We start from the raw sequence: 24,133 nt of genomic DNA, 5'->3' as shown, positions 1-24,133 counted from the left end.
AGGGACCCTTCGCTGCGGTTGCGGATCACGAGTGGCTCCGGAGGCGGGGGTTGGCCAGCAGGTAGAGGATGTCGACGATCAGGTTGACCAGCACGAAGCCGATCGCGATCGTGATCACGAAGCCCTGGACCTTCGCGCTGTCGCCGTCGTTGACCGCCTGGATCATGTTCTGCCCCATCCCCGGCAGCGCGAACATCGTCTCGATGACGACCGCGCCGCCGAGCAGGTAGCCCAACCGCAGCCCGAGCACGGTCAGCGGGGTGACCAGGGCGTTGCGCAGCACGTTGCGGCCGACCACGACCACCGGCGGCAGGCCGCCGCCGCGCGCGGTGCGCACGTAGTCCTTGTCCAGCTCCTCGACCATCGACGTGCGGATGATCCTCGTCAGCTGGGCGGCGACCGGCATCGCGAGCGACACCGCCGGCAGGGTCATCGAGTTCAGCCAGCCGGAGAACGAGTCGTTGATGCTGACGTAACCACTGGTGGGGAACAACCCCTCGCCGACGGCGAGCCACTGCACGAGCAGCAGCGCGATCCAGAACGCCGGGGCCGCCACCCCGGCCAGCGAGACCACCCGGATGAGCTGGTCTGGCCAGCGGTCCCGGAAGACCGCGGAGACCACCCCGAGCACCAGCGACACGACGATCGCGATGACCAGCCCCATCAACGTCAGCTGCACGGTCAGCGGCAGCGCGGTGGTGATGATGTCGGCCACCGGCTGCTTGCCGATCAGGCTGGTGCCGAAGTCGCCCTGCATGAGCTGCCAGATGAACCGGCCGTACTGCACCGGCCATGGGTCCAACAGCCCGTTCTCCCGGCGGAACTGGTCGAGCTGCTCATCGGTCGCGTTCGCGCCGTCGAACGCGGCCAGTGCCGGGTCCGTCGGCGCGAACCGCATCACGATGAACACGAACAGCGTGACACCGAGCAGCAGCGGGATCAGCGAGAGGATGCGACCGAGCAGCATCCGCAGGACGATCACCAGACTGGTCCCGTCACGCGACCGGCTCGGCCTGGTTCAGGTTGATGCCGGGATAGCCCTGGGCGCGCACCCCGGACAGCGCCTTCGGGTCCCACGCGGTTCCGTTGTGGGTGAAGACGATCGGGTACACGACCGCCTCGTCGGCCAGCGTGTCCAGCACCTTCTTGGTCAGCGGCTCGCGCGCGGCGTCGTCGGCCTCGGCGGTCGCCTGGTCGAGCTGGGTCAGCAACGCCTTGGCCCCGGTCCACTTGGAGTACTTGGCGGACACGCCGGCGCCCGAGTAGTAGTAGCGGATGAGCAGGTCGGGGTCGTTGCCGAACTGCTCGGCGTTCTGCGTGGTGGCCACGACGTGGAAGTCGGCCCCACTGTCCAGTTTGGAGAACAGCGCCTTGGTGTCCTGGGTGTCCAAAGTGGTCGTGACGCCGATGGCGTCCCAGCCCTCCTTGATCACGTTCACACAGTCCATGACCAGCGTGGTGTTCGTGGTGGACAGGGTGACCGACAGGCCGCTGACACCGGCCTGCTGCAACAGTTCCTTGGCCTTGTCCGGGTCGTAGGCGAGGTCGTTGGCCGCTGGTTGGGCGGTGTCCAGGTTGGGGTTGATGAACGAGAGGCCGGCCGTGCCCTTGCCCTTCAGGCCGACCTCGATCATCTTGTCCTTGTCGATCGCGTGGTGCAGCGCCTGGCGGACCAGCTTGTTGTCATATGGCGCGTGCGTGGTGTTGAACATCAGCCACAGGTTGTTGCCGCCGTCGGCGAACTCGACGGTCCGGCCGTCCTTCTCGAGCTGGTCGGCGTTGGCCGGCGGGATGTTCTCCACGATCTGCGCGGCCGGCTCGGCGCCGGAGATCTTGGCGACCCGGGGTGCGGCGTCGACGATCGAGTTCCACAGCATGGACTTGTAGATCGCCGGCCGGGGGCCGTTGTAGTCGTCGAACCGCTCGAAGCGGGTGTGCGACAGCGGGGCCTGCTCGGTGATCTTGTACGGGCCGGAGCCGACCACCTTGCCGGCGATCGCGTCGGCCCACTTGCCGTCGAAGACGTGCTTGGGGACGATCTTGACCGTCTGGATGCGTTGCAGTACATAGGGGAACGGCTTGCTGAGGACGAACTCGACCTTCTTGTCGTCGACCTTGCGCACTTCCTGCAGCCAGCCGTCGAAGAACGTGCGGACCAGCACGTTCTCGTTCGGGTCGAGTGCCCTGGCGTAGGTGAACACGACGTCGTCGGTGGTCACCGGCTTGCCGTCGTGCCACTTCGCGCCGTCGCGCAGCTCGATGGTGAAGCTGGTGCCGGTGACGTCCGCTGGCAGTTCCTTGGCCAGGCCGGCGTATGGCTCGCGGGTGAGCGGGTCACCCTCCACAAGGGACTCGTAACAGTGCAGGATGGCGGCCATGGAGAAGGCGGACGCCGTCTGCAGCGGGTCCCAGGTCTGGTTGTTGCCGTAGCCGACCACCGCGGTGATCGAGTCGGCGGTGTCGCCGGTCGAGTTCGTGGAGGCGGGGCCGCCGCACGCGGCGAGAGTTGACGAGAAGGCGGCCGCGACACCGGCGATCCCGGTGAGGCGCAACATCTCCCGCCGGTTTACTGCCTGACCGAATCCGGATCGAAATCTGGACACCCGCGCCTCCTGTGCCACGAGATAGGACATGGGACGTCCTATGACTGGCAGAACCTTAGGGTCTGTGCGCACGGGAGGTCAAGAGTCGGCTGAACATTGTGGAAACGTGCTTGTCACACAACGAAAACACCCTGAATGCCTCATTGGGGACGCTCAACGTCCTCAATGAGGCATTCAGGGCTCTTCAGTCGTCACCCAGCGAACTGGGGTGAACGCACCGGGTGGTTATCCCGACCTGGTGAACTCCACCCAGTTCAGGTTGACCAGAGCGGTGCTCGGTCCGCCGGGAACCGCGGTGAACACCAGGTAGAGGCGATGTCCACCGGCCGGTTGGTCGACCGGCACGGTCTGACTGGCCCACGCGTTGTTGCCGCTGGTGGCCGCCAACGTGGCGGTGGTGACCAGCGGACCGGTCGGCGAGTCCAACCGCAGCTCCACCGCCGCCCTCGGCTGCCCGACCGTGCCGGCCGAGCCACCCGAGTACCGGAAGGTGATCGCGTCGGCCGCCCCGAGGTTGATCGGGTCGAACGCGAGATGGTCACCCTGGTCGATCCCCGACACGTGCAGCCCACCACCGGTGTCGGTGGACACGGTCAGGTCGACCCCCTGCCGTACCCTGGCGTGCTCCGCCTGCTGGCGCGGCACCTGGATGACCGTCTGGCCGATGGTGGTCAGCGCGGGCTGTCCACCCCCACCGAGGTCGGTGTACGAGGCACTGATGCCACCCCACAGATAGCCGCCGGCATGGTCGCCGCCGTCGGCCGGGGTCGGCAGGGTGCCGGTACAGCCGGTGGTCGAGCCCTGACCGTGCCCGTGCTCGTCGTGCCCGAGCACGAACGTGACCGTCACCCGCGAACAGTCGATCGTGCCGTCCTCGGGGTCGGTGACCGTGACGTTGTAGGGCACCGACTCACCCCAGTCGAAGAACGACCCGGCCACCGGTGCGGTCACCGTCACCGTCGGTGCCGTGTTGCCCACGGTGATCGTGCGGGTGAGCACGGAGCTCTTCCCGCTGGAGTCGGTCACCGTGAGCTTCGCGGCGTAGGTGCCGTTGGCGGTGTAGGTGTGCGCCGGCGCCGGCTCGGTCGAGTCGGTGGTGCCGTCGTTGGTGAAGTCCCAGGCCAGGGTGATGGTCTCGCCGGGGTCCGGCTCGTGGGTGCCGGCACTGTCGAACTGGACGGTCAGCGGCGCGGTGCCCGAGGTGGGGGTGGCGTCCATGACCGCGACCGGCGATCGGGTGCCCTTCACGTACCGGATCACCGCGAGCTGCGCGTCCGGGTTCGGGCGGAAGAACCCGTCGCCGTACTCGAGCACGTAGAGGCTGCCGTCCGGGCCGAACTCCATCTCCATCGGGTTGTCGAACACCACGCCGGGCAGGAACTGCTCGACGCCGACCAGGTTGCCCCGGCCGTCGGTGCGCATCATGAACAGCTTGTCCCTGGTGAACTCGCCGAACACCACGGCGTCGTCGTAGTAGGCCGGGAACTTCGTCTCCGAGGCGTTGGCCTGGTCGTAGGTGTAGAGCGGGCCGCCGTGCGGGCCGACCCCGCCGGTGCCGATCACCGGCCAGGTGAAGTCACACGTGGCCGGTGGCGTCTCCAGGTACGCGCCGGCACACGGGGTGCGGTCCTGGTAGGTGTACCAGAACTGCGGTTGCTGGACCGCCGGCAGCACCCGGCGCCCGGTGTTGTGCCGGGAGTCGTTCACCGGTGCGCCGCAGTTGAACCGCTCCCCGGACGTCCTGGTGGCGAAGTCGTAGTCGATGTAGGGCAGGCTGGGCGAGACGCAGTACGGCCAGCCGTAGTTGCCGGCCTTGTTGGTGGCGAACCACCGGCCGGTGCCCTCCGGTCCCCGGGTCGGGTCGGGAGTGCGGGCGTCGGGGGAGTAGTCGCCGACGTACACCCGGCCCGCACTGTCCACATCGAACCGGAACGGGTTGCGCAGGCCCATCAGGAAGATCTCCGGCCGCGTCCGGTCGTCGTGGTCCTGCGCCTCGGGGAACAGGTTTCCCTTCGGGCTGGTGTAGGTCCCGTTGGCGCGCACCTTGATCCGCAGCACCTTGCCGCGCAGGTCGTTGGTGTTGGCCGAGGAACGTTGGGCGTCGAAGCCGGGGCCCTGGTTGGGCGAGTCGTTGATCGGGGTGAAGCCGTCGGAGCCGCCGGCGTTGGTGTCGTCACCGGTGATCAGGTACAGGTTGCCCTTGCCGTCGAACTTCACCTTGCCGGCCACGTGACAGCAGATTCCCCGGTCCACCGGCACCCGCAGGATCTGCTGCTCGGTGCTCAGGTCGAGGTGCGGGGTCGGCGACTCGACGAACTTGACCCGGGAGAGCTGGTTGTAGCCCTTGAACGGGTCCCAGGCCGCGGGGTCGGTGCTGGTGGCCGGTGCGTCACCCTCGTTGACCCCCGGTGTGGCCGGGTCGTCGACCGGGGTGTCCAGCGGTGGCGCGTAGTAGACGTAGACCCAGCCGTTGTTCGCGAAGTCCGGGTCCAGCGAGATCGTCTGCAGGCCGTCCTCGTCGTGGGCGTAGACCGGCACCGTGGTGATCACCGGGCTGGCGCCGGTTTCCGGGTCGTAGAGCCGGATCTCGCCGCCGCGGGTGTTGTGCAGCACCCGGCCGTCGGGCAGGACGGCCAGCGACATCGGCTCGCCCGGCTCGTCGTTGAGGGTGACCTTTTCGTAGTTGCCGAGCACGGTCGCGCCGCAGTCGCCGTCGGTCGCGCCGGCCGCCCACTCGATGCCACCGAGCAGATGTTCGCGGACGTTGCGGTTGCGATAGGACTCGATGGAGTGGCCGAGGCCGGTGTACCAGGAGCGCCCGCCGACGTGGTCCTGGCACCAGGCGATCGGATGGTCGAAACCCATGGTGCCGCCGGTGAACGACTTCTCGTCCACAGTGGCCAGTACGTGCTGCGCGCCGCGCACGTTGGCCGCGAAGTTGTACCACTCCTCGGTCAGCGTGAGCGTCCTGGGCACCGACGCGGTCGACGGGTGGGCCCGGTCGGCCACCGCGACGTTGCCCCGGCTCACCCCGGACACGCCGGCCACCGTGGTGCCGACCAGGTCCTGGTAGAAGTCCCAGTCCGGCTCGGTCTCGGCGGCGGCGTGCACCCCGACATAGCCCCCGCCCGCGCGGATGTAGTCCTCGAACGCGTTCTCCTGTACGGGGTTGAGCACGTCGCCGGTGGTGTTGAGGAACACCACCGCGCGGTGGTTGGCCAGGTTCGCCGGCGTGAACGCGGCCGCGTCCTGGGTGACCGTGACTCGGAAACCGTTGTTGCGGGCCAGTTCCCGGATCGTGGCCACACCGTCCCTGATGGACGGTCGGCGGTCGCCGGCGGTCTTGGTGAACACCAGCACCTGATAGCTCGGCGCCGCGGCCACCGCGCCGGGTTCGGCGGCCGCACCGGCGCCGACTCCGGGCAGCGCGGCGGCCGCGACGAGGACAAGACTGGTGGCGCCGATCAGCAACCGGCGTCCTACGGTGGGTCTCATGGAACTCGCACCTCCAGGGGGTCCGGCGGATCGCTGATCAGCGTCGGTAGATGGTCAGCTCGGACATGGAGGTGTAGCTCTGCGCGGCGAAGTCCAGTGACTGGCCGGGAACGGCGGTGCCGCCGGGGGCGTTGTCCTGCTCCCAGTTGGCGTGGTGGAAGTCCTGCTCGCCGATGGTCTGGAAGAACTGCTGGAAGTTGAGGTCGCCGACGCCGAGGGGGACCATGTCGTGGCCGTTGGGCACGGCCGGGTTCTTGTTGCCGTCCTTGGCGTGGAACAGCGGGAACCGGGTGGTGCGCGGGGCGACGGTCAGGATCGGGTCGAACAGGTCGGTTCGCTGCCGACCGTGCCGGTCGGTGTAGGTCTGGTGCTTGAACCGGGCGACGTAGGCCCAGAACACGTCCATCTCGAAGAACACGTACCGGGGGTCGGTCTGGTCGAAGAAGTACTCCAGCCGCCGGGTCCCCGACGAGCGGGTCGGCCGGCCGTCGGCGTCGGTCGGGCCGGCGTCGAGCAGGAAGCTGTAGGCGACGTCGTGGTTGTGGGTGTACAGGCGCAGCCCGCGAGACCGCGCGCGGCGGCCGAGGTCGTTCCAGGTGTCGGCGGCGGCGTCCCAGTCGGCGCGGTAGGAGCTGTTGGTCGGGTCGGAGCCGGTGCCGATGTTGCGCATGCCGAGCTCCTGCGCGATGTCCAGCTGCTGTTCGAAGGTGTCCGGGTTGATCTGGGTGTGCGTGCCGTTGGCGACCAACCCGTTGTCGTCGAGGATCTTGCGGATCTCGCGGGGGGTGATCTGGCGGCCGAGGATCGAGGTGTGCTGGGTGTAGCCGGCGAACTCGATCTCCTGGTAGCCGATCTCGGCCAGCCGGGCGAGCACGCGCTCGAACCCGTACGGCACCCCGCTGTCGTCGGGCGCGGCGGTGATCCGGTCGCGCACGCTGTAGAGGATGATGCCCCGGTTGCGGTGGGGGATCAGCGGTTCGACGCGCAGGCCGCGCCCGCCGTGCCCGCCGCCGTGTCCGTCGCCGTGTCCACCGGCGGCCAGGGCCGGGGTCGCGGTGGTCAGCACCGGTAAGCCGGCCGCGCCGAGCATGGCCGCGGCGCTCGCGGAGGCCTTGAAGACGTCGCGCCTGGTCATCCCGGCGGGTCTGTCCTGGACGTCGTCTCTGTTGTCTTCGCTGTTGTCTGCCATGGGGTTTCCGCACCTTTCTTGCGCGGCGCACGCCGCGACCGCCTGTCCGATGGGCAGGCTGGGAGGGAGGAGGGTTGGTGTTGGCTGTTTGTGACAGCTGTGTGAAGACTTCGGTCAGGAGTATCGCACGCTTTCTCGCAAACTGAACACACTTTTGTTGATCAACAACAAAAGAGATCTCGTGGGCTCCAGAACCCGTCTGTGGCCATACAATCTGCCCCATGGCGCAGGCGGGCGAGGCCGACATCCGGATCAGCAACACTGAACGTGACGAGGCGGTCTCGACCCTCGGCGAGCACCTGTCCACCGGCCGGCTCGAACTCCCGGAGTACGAGGAGCGGTGCACGCGAGCCGTGGCCGCCCGCACCCGGGGCGAGTTGGAGGCGTTGTTCACCGACTTACCGGCGCCGCATCCCGATCTCAGCTCGGCCACCTCACCGACCCAGCTGGTGCGCAAGGCAGGCCAACTGGTCACCAATCCCCGCGGCAAGGCGGAACTGGCGGCCAAGACCCCCGGCGTGGTGGCCCTGGAGGCCATCGCCGGCCTGAGCCTGATCATCGGCATGCCGACCGCGCTCGTGCTGACCATCCTCGCCGGCATGTGGTGGCTGTTCATCCCGGTAGGCGCCGCGGTGATCATCTGCGGCGCCGCCGCCGACGCCGCGAAGAAGAAACCCTCCACCTGACCACCCCACCGACCGCAGCAACTCCGCGAGTCCAACACTCCCGACCCGCGGTTCGCGCCTGACGTAGCCGGTCCAGGAGGCCTCATGTCATCGACTCCCGCTCGCGCCGGTCAGGTGTTGGCCGCGTTGCTGGTCACCGTGGTACTGGTCGGTGCGTGGTTGGTTACCGGCGCGGCCACTGGGCCCGCTGGGCGTCCGGCCGGGAGTTCGGCCTGGGTTGGGACCTGGGCGAACGTGCCGACCGAGACGCCGGCGACCGCCACGCCGACGATGGTCGACGAGACCGTCCGCCAGGTCGTGCACACCAGCGTCGGCGGCGACGCGCTGCGGCTACGGCTCACCAACGAGTTCGGCACGACCCCGCTGCGGATCGGGGAGGTGCGCCTCGCCCGGCGCGCGGGGGCCACGGGCACCGACATCGTCCCGGCCACCGACCGCGCGGTCACCTTCGGCCGGCATCGGAGCGCGACCGTCCCGGCGGGCGCCCCGCTGGTCAGCGACCCGGTACGGCTCGCCATCCCGGCCCGCGCCGACCTGGTGGTCAGCATCTACGTTCCCGACCCGACCCCGGTCACCAGCCTGCACAACTTCGCCTACCAGGAGAACGTGCTCGCCGCCGGCAACGTCACCGCCGACCGCACGGTCACCGCGACCAGCACCATCACCGCCTGGTACTTCCTGTCCGCGATCAGCGTGCGCACGACCGGGGACACCGGCGCGGTCGTCGCCCTGGGCGACTCCATCACCAACGGCTTCGAGACCGACCTCAACGCCAACCACCGCTGGCCGGACCTGCTGGCCAACCGGCTGCGGGACACCGGCGTGCTCAACCTCGGCGTCGCGGGCAACCGCCTGCTGCACGACCCGAACCCGCCGCCGGGCACCGACGCGGAGAACTTCGCCGCCTTCTTCGGCCACGGCGCCCTGCGCCGGTTCGACCGGGACGTGCTGGCCCAGCCGGGCGTCGAGGACGTCGTGGTGCTGCTCGGGGTGAACGACCTCGGCCACCCCGGCACCACCGCCCCGCCGAGCGAGACGGTGACCGCGGCCGAGCTCATCGCCGCCCATCGCCAGCTCGTCGTCCGCGCGCACGCGGCCGGGCTGGAGATCCACGGCGGCACGATCCTGCCGTTCAAGGACGACACGCTCGGCTTCTACACCAAGGAGAACGAGGCCAAACGCCAGGCCGTGAACACCTGGATCCGGACGAGCGGCGAGTACGACTCGGTCATCGACTTCGACGCCGCCCTGCGCGATCCCGCCGACCCGCGACGACTGCTCGCCGCCTACGACAGCGGCGACCACCTGCACCCCAACGACGCCGGCATGGCGGCGATGGCGGCGGCCGTACCGCCGCGCCTGTTCCGCTGAGGGACTCAGCCGCTGGTCAGCAACCACCACGCGACGAGCACGCCACCGGAGTTGGTCGCCAGGTGCACGAGCATCGGCGCGAGCAGCCCGCGTCCGGTGTGCCGCCACCAGTGCAACAGCACCCCGGCCAGCGCGGCCCCCAGCATCGCGAGCACGGACACCACGAAGGTCGGCACTCCGCCGAGCGCGGAGTCGATGGCCGCGTTCTCCATCAGCGCCAGCGACGGCAGCGCGTGCCACAGCCCGAACAGGGCGGCCGCGACCAGGATCGGGCGCCACCGCCACCGGTCACTCGCACCGAGCAGCGCCGGCAGCACGCCCCGGAACGCGATCTCCTCCAGCAGCACGGTGCCCAGCGGGATCCGGATCAGCGTCACCCACAGCAACGAGCCGACGCCCAGCGTGTCCAGCCGGCCGTCGCCGAACAGGTCCCGCAGCGCCGGCACGGCGACGGCCACGCCGAAGGCCACCGCGATCGCGGCGAGGCCGACCAGGCCGAAGAACGCCGCGCGGCGCAGGTGCTGGCGGTCGAACCCGATGCATCGCGCCCGCAACCCCGTCCAGCGCGCCACCGCGATCAACCCCACGGTGACCACCAGCCCACACACCGGATAGGCCCAGGTCGGGAGCACGAAGTTGACCAGCACGGTGGCGGCCACCAGCAGCGCCAGCGCGGCGATGGTCGCGGGGACCCGCCTGCCGGGCCTGTGGGTGACCGTCGATGGCACAGGTGGCCGCTCGAGCATGGACGTCATCGGCCACCAGTGTGCCTGGCGAACCTGAGGAAATCCTGTGCGGGTCGGTTACCGTCGGTGATCAACGTCGGCGAAGTCCACGGTAGACCGTGGGTCGCCGGTCGCGGCGAGCACCAACTCCACCGGATGGTGGGCGTGGCGGCTGGTGCCGTGCCCGATCTGCTGGCGGCAGGAGACCCCGGTGGCGGCGATGAGCGTGCCGGCCGGTTCCGCGCGCACGGCGGGGAACAGCCGGTCCTCGCCGACGGTCATGGACACCTCGTAGTGTTCGGCCTCGAACCCGAACGAGCCGGCCATGCCGCAGCAGCCGGCATCCAGCTCGACGACCTCCGCGCCGGGAATCCGGCGCAGCAACGCCATCGTCGCGGCCGTGCCGACGTCGGCCTTCTGATGGCAGTGGCCGTGGAACAGGATCCGCCGCCCGGCCACCGGCGAGTCCTCGGCCAGCCGCAGGTCGCCGGCGTCGATGGCCTCGGTGAGCAGCTCCTCGACCTGTCGCACCCGGTCGGCGACCTGGCCGGCGTGCGGATGGTCGCCCAGCAGCGACCGCGTCTCGTCGCGCAGGGTCAGCAGGCACGACGGTTCGCAGCCCACGATCGGCGATTCGGACCCGGCCAGCACGGTCACCAGCGCGGCTGCCTTGCGCCGGGCGTCGTCCAGCAGTCCCTTGGACAGGCTCGCCCGCCCGCAACACCCGTTCGCGGCGAGCCGGACCCGGTAGCCGGCGCGTTCGAGCAGCTCGACGGTCGCCTGGCCGACACCGGGCTCGGTGTAGGTGGTGAACGAGTCGGCGAGCATGGTCACCGGACCACGCGGCGCGTCCGGTCGGGCCGGCCGGTGCCGGCGGAACCAGGCGGCGAGGTTGCGCCGCACGAAACGCGGTAGCGGGCGCCGCGCGGTGATGCCGAGCCGGCGTTCCAGCAGCGCGCGCACCGGAGCCAGCCGGTTGGGCAGGTTCGACAGCGGCGCGGTGGCCGACCCGAGCCGGTTCAGCGCGCGGATGCCGGCGAAGACCCGCGACCGCGCCGGCACGCCGTGCAGGTCGTGGTGGTGGGCGAGGGTCTCGCTCTTGAGCTTGGCCATGTCGACGCCGAGCGGGCACTCGCTCTTGCACGCCTTGCACATCAGGCACAGGTCGAGCACCTCGTGCAGCCGCTCGTCGCCGAGCGCGGTCTTCGGGTCCGGTTGGGACAGTGCGTGCACCAACGCGTTGGCCCGGCCGCGGGTGCTGTCCTCCTCCCGCCTAGTGGCCATATAGGACGGACACATGGCGCCGGCGCCCTCCTTGCGGCACAGCCCGATGTTCATGCACCGGTCGGCCGCGCCGCGCATCCCGCCGACCACCTCGAACGTGAGCCGGGTGGTGATCGGGCGCGCCGGCGGCAGCGCGGGGTCGCGCAGGTTGTCGGTCATCGCCGGCGCGTCGACGATCTTGCCGGGGTTCAGCGTGTTGTCCGGGTCGAACAGCCGTTTCACCCGGCGCATCGCCTCGTACAGCTCGTCGCCGAACAGCGTCCGGTTGAACTCGCTGCGGGCCAGGCCGTCGCCGTGCTCGCTCGAGTTGACCCCGCCGTATTCCCCGACCAGGTCCCGGATCTCCTCGGCGACCGCGCGCATCGTGGCCACGCCGCCGGGTTCGGTCAGGTCGACGAACGGCCGCACATGCAGGCAGCCGACCGAGCAGTGCCCGTAGAAGCCCGCCCGTAGGCCGTGCCGCGCCAGGATCTCGGCGAACCGCGCGGTGTACTCGGGCAGGTGCGCCGGGTCGACCGCGGTGTCCTCGACGAACGCCAGCGGCCTGCGGGCGCCGACGCTGGCCGCCATCAGCAGCCCGAGGCCGGACTTGCGCACCTTCAGCAGCGCGCTCTGCTGCTGTCCGGTGACCGCGGCCAGCGTGTGGTAGCCGTGGTTGTGCTTGCGCCACAACGAGGTCAGCCGGTCAAGCTGGCCGGTCAGCGCCGGCTGGTCGTCGCCGGTGAAGCTGACGAACAGCAGCGCGTCCGGGTCGCCGTGCAGGATCGTGCCCAGCGCGGCGTACTCGATCCGCTCGCGGGACAGGTCCAGGATGGTCCGGTCCATCAGCTCGACCGCGGCGGGGTCGCAGGCCAGCGCGTCCTCGGTGGCCGCGATCGCCGCCTGGGTCGAGGTGAAGTGGCCGACCGCGATGACCGTGTGCCTCGGCCGGTCGACCAGGTCGACCAGCGCGCTGGTCGCCACCACCAGCGTGCCCTCCGAGCCGACGACGAACTTCGCGAGGTCGAAGTCGCCGGCCAGCCGGTCGAGCCGGTAGCCGCCGGCCCGGCGCCAGAACCGGGGGAACCCGGTGTCGATGGCGTCGCGGTCGGTCTCCAGGATGCGCCGCAACTGCTCGGGAATCCGTCCGGCCAGGGTGTCCGATGTGGACGGTTCAGTGGCGCCGAGGGTGGTCCGCGAGGCGTCGGACAGCACGACGTCGAGCTCGCGGACGTGGTCGATGGTCATCCCGTAGCGCACCGAACCGCTGCCGGCGGAGTTGTTGCCGATCATGCCGCCGATGGTGGCCCGGTTGCTGGTGGAGGTGTCCGGCCCGAACATCAGGCCGTGCGCGGCGGCGGCCCGGTTGAGCTGGTCCTGGACCACGCCCGGCTCGACCAGGGCCACCCTGGCCTCCCCGTCGAGCACGCGGATGCGGTTCAGGTGCCGGGACAGGTCGAGCACCAGGCCAGGGCCGACCGTCTGCCCGGCCAGGCTCGTGCCGGCGCCGCGCGCGACCACGGGCACGTCGTGCGCGCGCGCGGCGGCGACGGCCGCGGCGACGTCGTCGGCGTCGCGCGGGAACGCCACGCCCAGCGGGGTGATCGCGTACATGCTGGCGTCCCTGGCGTAGAGCTGGCGGGTGTAGTCGTCGAACGCGACCTCGCCCGCCAGGTCGGTGCGCAGCCGGTGTTCGAGGTCGCGCATCACCCGGCCGCCAGCACGCGCAGCGCGGCGGTGATCCCGCTCTGGTCGACCGGCACGCCGGCCAGTTCCAGGCCGAGCTGCACCCCGGCGAGGGTGCCGGCCAGCGAGACGTCGTTGAGGTGGCCGAGATGGCCGATGCGGAAGACCCGGCCGGCCAGCCGGCCAAGGCCCGTGCCCAGGGAGAGGTTGAACCGGTCGAGGATGAGCGCGCGGATCGCGTCCGCGTCCGTGCCGGCCGGCACCAGCACGGCGGTCAGTGACGCCGAGTGCGCGTGCTCGTCCAGGCAGAGCACCTCAAGGCCCCAGCCGAGGACCGCCGCCCTGGTGGCCCGCGCGTGGCGCTGGTGGCGGGCATACACCTGGTCCAAGCCTTCCTCGTTGAGCATGGCCAACGCCTCGCGCAGTCCGTAGAGCAGGTTCGTCGGTGGGGTGTAGGGGAAGAAGCCGCGCTCGTTGGCGGCCAGGATCGGCCGCCAGTCCCAGTAGGACCGGGGGAGGGTGGCGTGTTCGGTTGCCCGCAGGGCCTTCTGGCTGACCGCGTTGAAGCCCAGGCCCGGCGGCAGCATCAACCCCTTCTGCGAACAGGAGATCGTGACGTCCACGCCCCACTCGTCGTGCCGGTAGTCGATCGAGCCGAGCGAGGAGACGGTGTCCACGAGCAGCAGCGCCGGGTGGCCGACGTCGTCGATCGCCCGCCGGATGTCGGCGATCTGGCTGGTCACGCCGGTGGAGGTTTCGTTGTGTACCACGCAGACCGCGCGGATGTCGTGCGCGGTGTCCCGTGCCAGCCGCTCGCCGATGGCCACCGGGTCGGCCCCGTGCCGCCAGTCACCCGGCAGGAAGTCGACCTGGAGGCCGAGGCCGAGCGCGAGTTCGCGCCAGAGGGTGGCGAAGTGGCCGGTCTCGTAGGCGAGCACCCGGTCGCCGGGGCTCAGGGTGTTCACCAGTGCGGCCTCCCACGCCCCGGTGCCCGAGGACGGGTAGCCGACCACCGGCCCGGTGGTGCCGAAGACGGGTGCGAGCGCGGCCAGCACGTCGCGGGTGCTGGCGGCGAACTCCGCTCCTCGGTGGTCGATCGTGGGGGCGGAAATCGCGCGCAGCACCCGGTCCGGCACGTTCGTCGGACCGGGAATTTGCAGGAAATGCCGTCCGGCCGGGTATGGCATCGCCAACTCCTGTCGGTTATGGGGAACTGTTGACTAACGTTTGTGATTCAGGTCATACTACGTTCCGTTCTCGCGAGCCGCCGTCGCCTCGGGGAGTTCCCTATGACCGGACAAATAGTTTCGATAATCGTGTTGGTGCTTATCGTACTGCTGGCCACGGTGCGCTCCGTGAATATGGGGGCGGTCGCATTCCTGGGCGCCTTCGGTGTCGGCACCATCGTTTTCGGTGAGTCCGAGGACGAGCTGTTCTCCGGATTCCCCGGCGACCTGTTCGTCGTGCTGGTGGGGGTCACCCTGCTGTTCGGCCTGGCCAAGGCCAACGGCACCGTCGACTGGCTCATCCAGATGGGCGTCCGTGCGGTACGAGGCCGCATCGCGCTGATTCCCTGGGTGATGTTCGCGGTCACCGCGTTGCTCACCTCGGTGGGCGCGGTGGTGCCCGGCGCGGTCGCGATCATGGCCCCGGTGGGCATGACCTTCGCGGTGCGCCATCAGATCAACCCGATGCTGATGGGCCTGCTGATCATCAACGGTGGCAGTGCCGGTGGGTTCTCGCCGATCGGCGTGTTCGGCGTGATCACCAACGGGGTCGTCGAGCGCAGCGAACTGCCGGGAAATCCGCTGCTGTTGTGGCTCGGCTCGTTCCTGTTCAACCTGGTGCTCAGCATCGCTGTGTTCGTGCTCTTCGGCGGCCGGGAACTGCTCAACCGGCGGGTCGAGGAAATATCGGGCACCGCACCGGAGCCCGCGCCGGCCACCGCCGGCGGCGCGGCCACCGCGACCAGGACCGACACCCTGACCGAGGTCACCACGCTCAACCCCCAGCGCGTCGTGACTCTTGTCGGGCTGGTCGTGCTGGTGGTGGTGACCCTCGGGTTCGACATCGACGTCGGGCTGCTCTCGCTGAGCATCGCGACCGTGATCTGCGTGCTGTTCCCGAAGGACACCAAGGCGGGCGTCGCCGCGATCGCCTGGCCGACCGTGTTGCTGATCTGCGGCATCGTGACCTACGTGGCGCTGATGGAACGGCAGGGCACCATCGACATGCTCGGCGACAGCGTCGCGAACATCGGCGTGCCACTGCTGGCCGCGTTCGTCATCTGCCTGATCGGCGCCGCGGTGTCCGCGTTCGCGTCCACCACCGGCATCCTCGGCGCGCTCATCCCGCTGGCCGTGCCGTTCCTGCTCACCGGTCAGGTCGGCGCGGTCGGGCTGATCGTGGCACTGGCGATCTCGTCCTCGGTCGTGGACTCCTCGCCGTTCTCCACCAGCGGCGCGCTGACCGTGGCCAGCAGTCCGGAGGCCGTCCGGGACCGGGTGTTCCGCGGCCTGATGATCTGGGGCCTGAGCATGATCGTGGTCGCCCCGGTGCTGTCCTGGATGATCTTCGTCCTGCCGGGCTGGCTGTGACCCGATGCTGCCTACACTGCCGGAATGAGTGAGGGAATGCGCACCGTGCTCGCCGCCTTCCGGGTGCTCGAGGAGGTCGCCTACGCCCAGCCGGCCGGCGTCGGTGAGCTGTCCAGGAAGCTGGTGATGCCCAAGAGCACGGTGCAGCGCGCCCTCCAGACACTGTGGACGGCCGGCTGGATCTGCCCGGACGGCACGGAGACCACGCGCTGGGTGCTCACCACCAGGGCGCTGCACATCGGGCAGCGGGCCATCGCCGACATCGGCGTGCGCGACGCCGCGCTGCCGATGATGCGTGAGCTGCGCCGGGAGACCGGGGAGACCGCGCACCTGATGGTGCTGCAGGAGAACCGGGCGGTGCTGATCGAGCGGCTCGAGACCGAGCACCCGATCCGCGCGGTCATCCCGCTGGGCAGCGCGGTGCCGCTGCACGGCTCGTCCAACGGCAAGGCGATGCTCGCCCACCGCTCGCCGACGGAGGTGCGGGCGATCGTCGGCGACCGGCTCGCGCGGCACACCGATCGGACCATTGTGGACTGGGAGGAGTTCCTCGCCGAGCTGGATCGCGTGCGCGGCCGGGGTTTCGCGACCAACGTGGGGGAGTGGCGGGCGGACGTCACGGCCGTCGCGTCGCCGATCTTCGACCACGAAGGGCTGGTCTCGGCCAGCCTGTCGGTGTCCGCGCCCGGCAGCCGGATGCCGGCGGACCTGCGGGAGACCTACGGCGTGCTGGTGACCGAGGCCGCCAACCGGGTCAGCGCGACCCTTGGCTACCGGCCGCCGCCTGCCGGGAGCTGACCTGGCCGCCGCCATCGCCGCCTCACCGGCCCTGCCAGCGAGGCGGGCGCTTGTCGAGGAACGCGGCCACTCCCTCGGCGAAGTCGGCGCTGCCGTAACACATCGCGATGAGGTCCTCGTCCGGCGGCAGCGCCTGTTCCCGCAGCCTGCGCAGCGCGGTCCTGGTGGCCAGCATGGTCAGCGGGGCGTGCCCGGCGAGGCGGGTACACAGCTCGGCGAGCCGCTCGTCGAGGCCGGCGTCCTCGACCACCTCGGTGGCGAGTCCTATGTGGAGCGCCTCGGCGGCGTCCACGAGATCGGCGAGGTGCACCAGCCGCAGGGTGTTGGCCGCGCCGATCAGCGCGACCAGCCTGGCGTAGGTCGCCATGGAGACGCAGTTGCCGAGCGTTCTGGCGATCGGCAGGCCGAACCGGGCGCCCGGCGTGCACAGCCGCAGGTCGCAGGCCGCGGCGATGGTCAACCCGCCGCCGGTGGCGTAGCCCTCGACGACCGCGATCGTCGGCACGCGCACCCGCTCGAGCCGGCCGAGCAGCGCCTCGACCCGTTTCTCGTAGGCGATGCCGTCGGCCGCGCCGTGGAAGTCGCGGAAGTGGCTGATGTCGGTGCCGGCGATGAACGCCTTGCCTCCGGCCCCGCGCAGCACGGCCACCCGCACCTCGGGCGTCTGGTCGACCAGCGTGCAGAAGTCGGCCAGTGCCTCGTACATGGCCATGGTCATCGCGTTGCGGGCACCCGGCCGGTTCACCGTGACCGTGGCGACCGCGCCGGTGATGTCGGTGTGCAGGTCCTCGGTCATCCCACCGCCCCTTCGTCGCGCAGGTGGTCGATCTCGTCGGCGGAGTAGCCGACCGCGCGCAGCAGCTCGTCGGTGTGCTCGCCGAGCCCTGGCGGCACCCGCCGGATCGTGCCGGCCGTCTCGCTGAGCTTCACCGGGATGCCCAGGGCGCGCACGGTGCCGGCCACCGGGTGGTCCATGTCCACGACCATCTCCCTGGCCAGCGTGTGCGGATCCGCGCAGGACTGCTGGTAGTCCCGGATCGGCCCGGCCGGCACTCCGGCCGCCAGCAGCCGGTCGACCCAGTCGTCGGTGTCCCCTGTGGACAGGGTGTCGCCGAGTTCGGCGGCCAGGTCCGCGCGGTGGGTGAGCCGGTCGTCGTTCGTGGCGAAGCGCGGGTCGGTGAGCAGGTCCTGCCGGTCGAGCACCGCGCACAACCGCTGCCACAGCCGGGGGTTGTTGGCGCCGATGGTGAGATGACCGTCGCGGGTCGGGTAGGCCTGGTAGGGCGCGCTGACCCGGTGCGCGGACCCGAGCGGGCCGGGCGGCCTGCCGGTCGCCCACAGCTCGGCGGTCTCCCAGACCGACATGGCGAGCGCGGCGTCGTAGAGCGAGGTGTCGACCGCCTGGCCGCGGCCGGTGACCGTGCGGGACAGGCAGGCGCTGAGGATGCCCACTGCGCACAGCAGGCCGGCCGACAGGTCGGCGACGGGCACGCCGCTCTTGACCGGCTCGCCCGCCGGGTCGCCGGTGACGCTCATGATCCCGGACATGGCCTGGGCGATCAGGTCGTAGCCGGGGCGGCCGGCGTAGGGCCCGGTCTGGCCGAAGCCGGAGATCGACGCGTACACCACGCGCTCGTTGATCCGCCGCAGCGCCGGGTAGTCCACCCCCAGCCGGGCCGCGACCCCGGGGCGGAAGCTCTCGACCACCACGTCGGCCGAGCCGACCAGCCGGTGGAAGGCGGCCAGCCCGGCGGTGCTGCGCAGGTCGATCGCGATGCCGCGCTTGTTCCGGTTCACCGCGAGGAACGCCGAGCTCTCGCCGCCGGCCAGCCGGTGCCCGGTCGCCTCGCGGGTGGCGTCGCCGCGATCGACCGGCTCGACCTTGATCACGTCCGCGCCGAGGTCGCCGAGCAGTTGGCAGCAGAAGGGTCCGGCCATCACCTGGGTGAGATCGATGATCGTCAGATGCTCCAGCGCGAGCGTCATCGTGTTCCCCCCGCCGAGAGTCCGCGTGTGCCGTGAGACGGAACGGAGTTCGTACAGTGGAACACCGACCATACGATCGCGGTTCGGCGAGGGTCAAGCGCCGGCCGCGTTACCGGAGCGGGTGTTCCTCGGCGAGCGATTCCGGCGCGGACAGCCGCCAGGCCTCGTAGAGCAGTTCCGTTAACTCGGCGGCGTCGATTTTCGGTAGGTGCACCACCACCCAGCCGAAGCCGCCCGCGGTGAACTGCACCTCGAACACGTCGGGTCGTTCGTAGACCAGCGCGGCCTGCTCGGTCAGGGTCTGCTTCAGGCCCGCGGTCCTGGTGCGCGGCCAGTGGTAGCCGAACCGCTTGCCGCGCACGCTGAAGGAGGTGTAGTCCGGGGTCCGCGCCTGCTCGACCTCGGCGAGCCGGTTGACCATGCGCAGGAATTTGCTCTCAGGCACACTCACGCCCGGCATTCTGGCCTACACCTCCGACAATTCCTTGACCCGTGGTGTGGGACCCTCTAATTTGATGAAACTACCGAGGAAATTCCGAAATTTTCGGATCCTGCGGACCCAGCGGAGGATGCGGCCATGCGCAGAAGAACATCGGTCCTGATCCTGGTCGCGGTGGTCGTCCTCACCGGTGCCGTGGGGACGATGTCGAACGCGGTCGGCACCGAGGGGGACCGGCGCGACGCGGCCGAACCGGCCATGGTCGAACTGCGCGAGCACGGGCGTGTCGACCACTGGGTCAACACCTGGACGGCGATGCCGCAGCTGACCGAGCCGCACAACATGCCCCCGCCCCCGTTCACCGGACCGGACGTGGTGCTCGCCGACAGCACGCTGCGCCAGACCGTGCGGGTCTCGGTCGGCGGCAGCCGGTTGCGGCTGCGGTTCTCCAACGCGTTCGGCGGCGCGGTACTGCCGATCACCGCGGTGTCGGTGGCCGCACCGGCGGCCGGCCAGGCCGGGGTCGACGGGATCGAGCCGGGCACCGCGCGGCCGGTGACCTTCGCCGGCCGGTCCGCTGTGGACATCCCGGTCGGCGCGCAGATGGTGTCCGATCCGCTGAGCTTCTCACTGGCGCCGGCGACGAACCTGACGGTGACCGTCTACCTCGCCGACGGTCAGGCGTCGACGGCCGTGACCTCCCATCCCGGCTCCCGGACCACCTCGCACCTGCTCGCCGGCAACCACGTGGCCGACGAGCGCCTGCCGGGGGCGACGCCGACCGACCACTGGTACTTCCTGAGCGGCGTCGAGGTCTCGACCCGGCACACCGCCGACGCGGTGGCGGTGCTCGGCGACTCGCTGACCGACGGCCGGGGCTCGACGACCAACGGCAACGACCGCTGGCCCGACCGGCTGGTCGACCGCCTGCGGTCCGACCGGCGCACCGCCGACGTGGCCGTGCTCAACCAGGCGGCCGGTGGCAACCGGGTACTCGCCGACGGCCTCGGCCCCAACGTGCTCGCCCGGCTGGACCGGGATGTGTTGGCACAGAGCGGGGTCCGGTGGTTGATCGTGTTCCACGGGGTGAACGACATCGGCGTCGCGCCCGCGACCGAGGCCGCGCAGAAGCAGGTGGCGCGGGACCTGATCGCCGGCTTCGAGCAGATCGTGGTGCGGTCACAGGCGATGGGCATCACGGTCTACGGCGCCACGTTGCTGCCCTTCGGCGGCCACGACTACGGCGACCCCGCTGGCCACCGTGAGGCGGCAAGGCAGACGGTCAACGAGTGGATCCGCACGAGCGGCCAGTTCGCCGAGGTGATCGACTTCGACCGGGTGTCCCGGGACCCCGCGAACTCCGGGCAGCTCAATCCGGCCTACGACGTCGGGGATCACCTGCACCTGAACCCGACCGGTTATCAGGCGCTGGCCGACGCCGTTCCGGCCCGCCTGTTCCGCTGAGATCCTGACCAGGATCCGCGGCGCCCGGTCACACTGACCGGGCGCCGCGGATTTTTGGCTGCCCGCACAACACCGCCGCCGGCGACCCGTTCGGGCGCGCGGCAGCGGGCCAGTAACGAATTCCTCACTCGATAGAGGTTTGCGTTGACCCGGAACGGGGATTGTGCGCCGGTGCCCGTGCCCCCAAAGTTGGTGGTCGCGCGCAACATCGACTGGTACCAGCGGCCCGACGAACAGGAATTGACGATGAGCACAGAATATCGGTTTTCGCCGGCGGAAATTCTTCGAAGAAACTCCAGACACGTAGAATCGGGATTGGATAAATGATCGCATACAGATCGACTCGGCGACTACGAACAGTCGTCGCGGCGTTGGTGTTCTCCTTCCTCGCCACCTCTTTCGCCATGGTCAACACCACCGCTGGTGCCGTGCCGGCCGTCGCGCCGGCCCAGCCGGACACCTCGGTCGGCCGGCTGGAGGTGTTCGTCCGCGGCGCTGGTCAGGACCTGGAGCACATCTGGCAGACCGCGCCCAACAGCACCTGGTCCGGTTGGGGATCCCTCGGCGGCTCGGTCGACCAGATCGAGGTCGGCCGTAACCTCGACGGCCGGCTGGAGGTGTTCGTCCGCGGTTCGGACGGGGCCCTGTGGCACATCTGGCAGACCGCGCCGAACAACGGCTGGTCGAACTGGCACAACCTCGGTGGTTCGGTGGGCAAGCTGGCCGTGACCAACAACGCCGACGGTCGGCTGGAGGTGTTCGCCCAGGGTTCGGACGGGGCCCTGTGGCACATCTGGCAGACCGCGCCCAACAACGGGTGGTCGAACTGGCACTCCCTCGGTGGCTGGATCGACGATCTCGACGCCGTGCGCAACCAGGACGGTCGGATCGAGGTGTTCGTCCGGGGTAGTGACCAGTCGCTGTACCACATCTGGCAGACCGCGCCGAACAACGGCTGGTCGGGCTGGGGTCACCTCGGTGGCTGGATCGACGACCTCGAGGCCGCGACCAACCAGGACGGTCGGATCGAGGTGTTCGTCCGGGGCGGTGACCAGTCGCTGTACCACATCTGGCAGACCGCGCCGAACAACGGCTGGTCCGGTTGGGGCCACCTCGGTGGCTGGATCGACCGGCTCGCGGTCGGCAACAACCAGGACGGCCGGCTCGAGGTGTTCACCCGAGGCTCGGACGGGGCCCTGTGGCACGTCTGGCAGACCGCGCCGAACAACGGCTGGTCCGGTTGGAACTCCCTCGGTGGCTGGATCAACCTGCTGAACGTCAACCGGAACAACGACGGCCGCCTCGAGGTGTTCGTCAGCGGTTCGGACAGCGCGCTGTGGCACATCTGGCAGACCGCGCCCAACAGCGGGTGGTCCGGCTGGAGTTCCTTCGGCGGCTGGGTCGACCGGCTCGCGTCGGGTCAGAACGCGCTCTGACCCGCTGAAGGGCGGCGTGGAGGGGCCACGGGCCCCTCCACGCCGCCGATGGCGATGTGGTTGTCTGGCCAGGTGACGGGTGGGGTGGACTTCGAGGAGCACCGGGCGCGGCTGCACGCGGTGGCCTACCGGATGCTCGGCTCGCCCACCGAGGCCGACGACGCCGTGCAGGAGACCTGGCTTCGCCTCAACCACGCGGACACCGCCGAGGTGGTGAACCCGGCCGCCTGGTTGACCACCGTGGTGGCCAGGGTGTGCCTGAACATGCTGCGCGCCAGGGAGACCAGGCGCGAGGAGCCACTCGGGACGGATGTGCCGGAGTCCGCTGTGGACCCGGCGCGGGCGGCGGAGCTGGCCGACTCGGTCGGGCTCGCGATGCTGGTGGTGCTCGACACGCTGACCCCGGCCGAACGCCTCGCCTTCGTCCTGCACGACATGTTCGCCGTGCCGTTCGACGAGATCGCCCCCATGATCGCCAAGACCCCGGCCGCGACCAGGCAACTGGCCAGCCGCGCCCGGCGCAGGGTCCGGGGCACCACGCGGGTGCCCGACGCCGACCTCGCCCGCCAGCGGCCCGTCGTCGAGGCCTATCTCGCCGCCGCCCGCGACGGCGACTTCGACGCACTGCTCACCCTGCTCGCCCCGGATGTCGTGCTGCGCGCCGACCCGGCGGTCGTGCCCTCGCCCAAGCCGATCACACTGCGCGGTGTCCGCGCGGTCGGCAAGACCGCGGTGCGCTCCGGCGAGCGGGCCGCGGTCTCCGTGGTGGCCCTTGTGGACGGTTCGTACGGAATCGTCATGGCGCCGCACGGCAGGCTGGCGGCGGTGCTCGCGTTCACCTTCACCGGCGACCGGATCAGCGAGATCGACATGATCGCCGACCCGGACCGGCTGCGTGCGCTGGAACTGGGCGTGCGCTAGCCCCATACCCCCAGCGCCACGCAGCGGGCCTCGGCGTCGTCCCACGTCGTCGCGGCGGGGCCCGGCCGATAGGTGCGGGTGGGGAACGCGTGGGCCACCAGCGCGCGCATCGCCCAGCGGTCGGGCAGCTCGGCGCCGAGCGCGCGGGCCTGCACGAGCACGTTGCCCAGCGCGGTCGCCTCCACCGGGCCGGCGACGACCGGCAGGCCGCACGCGTCGGCGGTGAGCTGGCACAGCGGCTCGTTGTGCGCGCCGCCGCCGATCAGGTGGATGACCTCGGCCCGCTGGCCGGTCACCTCGCCGAGCCGGCGGATCGCGCGCCGGTAGGCCAGTGCCAGGCTCTCCAACACGCAGCGGGTGATCTCGGCGACGCCGGTTGGCGGGCGTTGGCCGGTGGCCCGGCAGGCGGCCGCGATGCGGGCCGGCATGTCGCCCGGCGGCAGGAACACCGGGTCGTCGATGTCCACCAGCGAGCCGAACGCGGGCGCGCCGGCGGCCGCGGCCAGCGCGTCGGCCAGCGAGACCGAGTCCCACCCGCGCACCGACTCGGTCAGCACCCACAGCCCGGTCACGTTGCGCAGCAGGCGAGTCGTGCCGTCCACTCCGGACTCGTTGCTGAGCCCGGCGGCCCGCGCGGGCTCGGTGAGCACCGGCGCCGGCAGCTCGACCCCGACCAGCGACCAGGTCCCGGACGAGATGAACGCGAACGGCACCTCCCGCGCGGCCGGCACACCGACCACCGCCGAGGCCGTGTCGTGCGAGCCGACCGAGACCACCGACACGGTGAACCCCAGCTGGGCGGTCACCGCCGGCGTGGTCGGGCCGAGCACCTCGCCGGCCGACCGCAGCGGCGCGAGCAGCCCGGTCGGCACGCCGACCCGGCGCGCCAGGCCGGTCGCCCACTCGCCGCGCGTGGCGTCGTAGAGGCCGGTGGTCGACGCGTTCGTGCGCTCGGTTCCGCGCTCGCCGGTGAGCCAGTAGCCGAGCAGGTCGGGGATCAGCAGCATGGTGGCCGCCGCGCGCAGCCGCGCACTGTCCAGTTCGGACACCAGTTGGTAGACCGTGTTGAATGGCAGCTCCCGCAGCCCGGTCACCGCGTACTGCTCGGTCGCCGGCACCACGGTGCGCAGCGCGTCGGCCACCCCGTCGGTGCGGGAGTCCCGGTAGCACACCGGGTTGCCGAGCAGCACGCCGTCGGCGTCGAGCAGGCCGTAGTCCACCGCCCAGGAGTCGATGCCGACGCCGTCGAGCGGCCCGGCCGCCCGCAGCCCGGCCAGCACCTCACGGTAGATGCCGAGCACGTCCCAGTGCAGCGTGCCGCCGACCTCGACCGGGCCGTTGTCGAACCGGTGGATCTCCCGCAGCACCACCGAGTCCCGGTCGACCTCGCCGAGCATCACCCGCCCACTACTGGCCCCGAGATCAACCGCCGCGAGCCGCAGGACCGTCACCGCACCCTCCGGCCGCCCGCCCT

The 24,133-nt window shown here is 70.5% G+C and carries 18 protein-coding genes; 7 read left to right on the top strand and 11 right to left on the bottom strand.

What is annotated here, in order from left to right; translation table 11 throughout:
- Positions 1-25: 25 nt before the first annotated feature.
- From ACYVIP_RS24435 to ACYVIP_RS24420, 4 genes are all read right to left on the bottom strand, one after another.
- Positions 26-982 carry an ABC transporter permease gene (locus tag ACYVIP_RS24435; RefSeq protein ID WP_460400214.1) on the bottom strand — a complete coding sequence of 319 codons (957 nt, stop codon included), beginning with the start codon at positions 980-982 and terminating at the stop codon, positions 26-28.
- 13 nt (positions 983-995) lie between these two features.
- A complete protein-coding gene (locus ACYVIP_RS24430; protein ID WP_460400212.1) occupies positions 996-2,633 on the bottom strand; it encodes an ABC transporter substrate-binding protein in 1,638 nt (545 codons plus the stop codon).
- Between the two features lie 195 nt (positions 2,634-2,828).
- A complete protein-coding gene (locus ACYVIP_RS24425; protein ID WP_460400210.1) occupies positions 2,829-6,098 on the bottom strand; it encodes a ThuA domain-containing protein in 3,270 nt (1,089 codons plus the stop codon).
- Positions 6,099-6,135: 37 nt separating this feature from the next.
- Positions 6,136-7,287, bottom strand: coding sequence for a sugar phosphate isomerase/epimerase family protein (locus ACYVIP_RS24420; RefSeq protein WP_460400208.1), 1,152 nt, complete (start codon positions 7,285-7,287; stop codon positions 6,136-6,138).
- 221 nt (positions 7,288-7,508) lie between these two features.
- Between ACYVIP_RS24420 and ACYVIP_RS24415 the strand changes: the two genes are divergently transcribed.
- Positions 7,509-7,973, top strand: a complete 465-nt coding sequence (locus ACYVIP_RS24415; protein WP_460400206.1) for a DUF1707 SHOCT-like domain-containing protein — start codon at positions 7,509-7,511, stop codon at positions 7,971-7,973.
- A gap of 84 nt (positions 7,974-8,057) precedes the next feature.
- The gene (locus ACYVIP_RS24410) at positions 8,058-9,344 is read left to right on the top strand and encodes an SGNH/GDSL hydrolase family protein (RefSeq protein ID WP_460400204.1); all 1,287 of its coding nucleotides are present in this window, start codon (positions 8,058-8,060) and stop codon (positions 9,342-9,344) included.
- 5 nt (positions 9,345-9,349) lie between these two features.
- On the opposite strand, the gene ACYVIP_RS24405 is transcribed toward ACYVIP_RS24410, so the two are convergent.
- The 3 genes from ACYVIP_RS24405 to ACYVIP_RS24395 are packed head-to-tail and all read right to left on the bottom strand — an operon-like array spanning position 9,350 to position 14,205.
- Entirely contained in the window at positions 9,350-10,099 is a 750-nt protein-coding gene (locus tag ACYVIP_RS24405) for a CPBP family intramembrane glutamic endopeptidase (RefSeq protein WP_460400202.1), read from the bottom strand.
- Between the two features lie 48 nt (positions 10,100-10,147).
- A complete protein-coding gene (locus tag ACYVIP_RS24400) occupies positions 10,148-13,039 on the bottom strand; it encodes an FAD-binding and (Fe-S)-binding domain-containing protein (RefSeq protein ID WP_460400200.1) in 2,892 nt (963 codons plus the stop codon).
- Positions 13,039-14,205, bottom strand: a complete 1,167-nt coding sequence (locus ACYVIP_RS24395; protein WP_460400198.1) for a pyridoxal-phosphate-dependent aminotransferase family protein — start codon at positions 14,203-14,205, stop codon at positions 13,039-13,041. Before ACYVIP_RS24395 ends, ACYVIP_RS24400 begins: the two co-directional genes overlap by 1 nt.
- 102 nt (positions 14,206-14,307) lie before the next feature.
- On the opposite strand from ACYVIP_RS24395, the gene ACYVIP_RS24390 reads away from it, so the two are divergent.
- Complete coding sequence (locus ACYVIP_RS24390; protein ID WP_460400196.1) at positions 14,308-15,615, top strand: SLC13 family permease; 1,308 nt, start codon at positions 14,308-14,310, stop codon at positions 15,613-15,615.
- A 24-nt stretch (positions 15,616-15,639) separates the two neighbouring features.
- Complete coding sequence (locus tag ACYVIP_RS24385; RefSeq protein ID WP_460400194.1) at positions 15,640-16,413, top strand: IclR family transcriptional regulator; 774 nt, start codon at positions 15,640-15,642, stop codon at positions 16,411-16,413.
- Between the two features lie 22 nt (positions 16,414-16,435).
- Here ACYVIP_RS24385 and ACYVIP_RS24380 read toward each other — a convergent pair whose 3' ends face one another.
- From ACYVIP_RS24380 to ACYVIP_RS24370, 3 genes are all read right to left on the bottom strand, one after another.
- Entirely contained in the window at positions 16,436-17,209 is a 774-nt protein-coding gene (locus ACYVIP_RS24380) for an enoyl-CoA hydratase/isomerase family protein (protein WP_460400192.1), read from the bottom strand.
- The gene (locus ACYVIP_RS24375; RefSeq protein ID WP_460400190.1) at positions 17,206-18,399 is read right to left on the bottom strand and encodes a CaiB/BaiF CoA transferase family protein; all 1,194 of its coding nucleotides are present in this window, start codon (positions 18,397-18,399) and stop codon (positions 17,206-17,208) included. Before ACYVIP_RS24375 ends, ACYVIP_RS24380 begins: the two co-directional genes overlap by 4 nt.
- Positions 18,400-18,508: 109 nt before the next feature.
- Positions 18,509-18,859, bottom strand: coding sequence for an MmcQ/YjbR family DNA-binding protein (locus ACYVIP_RS24370; protein WP_460400188.1), 351 nt, complete (start codon positions 18,857-18,859; stop codon positions 18,509-18,511).
- Positions 18,860-18,976: 117 nt separating this feature from the next.
- Between ACYVIP_RS24370 and ACYVIP_RS24365 the strand changes: the two genes are divergently transcribed.
- From ACYVIP_RS24365 to ACYVIP_RS24355, 3 genes are all read left to right on the top strand, one after another.
- Positions 18,977-20,302, top strand: a complete 1,326-nt coding sequence (locus ACYVIP_RS24365) for an SGNH/GDSL hydrolase family protein (RefSeq protein WP_460400186.1) — start codon at positions 18,977-18,979, stop codon at positions 20,300-20,302.
- 323 nt (positions 20,303-20,625) lie between these two features.
- Positions 20,626-21,738 (top strand): PLL family lectin, encoded by a 1,113-nt coding sequence (locus ACYVIP_RS24360; RefSeq protein ID WP_460400184.1) that lies wholly within the window; start codon positions 20,626-20,628, stop codon positions 21,736-21,738.
- Positions 21,739-21,810: 72 nt separating this feature from the next.
- Positions 21,811-22,659, top strand: coding sequence for a sigma-70 family RNA polymerase sigma factor (locus ACYVIP_RS24355; RefSeq protein WP_460400182.1), 849 nt, complete (start codon positions 21,811-21,813; stop codon positions 22,657-22,659).
- On the opposite strand, the gene ACYVIP_RS24350 is transcribed toward ACYVIP_RS24355, so the two are convergent.
- Positions 22,656-24,101, bottom strand: coding sequence for a rhamnulokinase (locus tag ACYVIP_RS24350; protein WP_460400234.1), 1,446 nt, complete (start codon positions 24,099-24,101; stop codon positions 22,656-22,658). The two genes, ACYVIP_RS24355 and ACYVIP_RS24350, sit on opposite strands and share 4 nt — an antisense overlap.
- Positions 24,102-24,133: the final 32 nt, after the last annotated feature.

The sequence above is a fragment of the Actinophytocola sediminis genome, from assembly GCF_054779715.1.
This window is presented reverse-complemented; position numbering and strand designations above follow the sequence as displayed.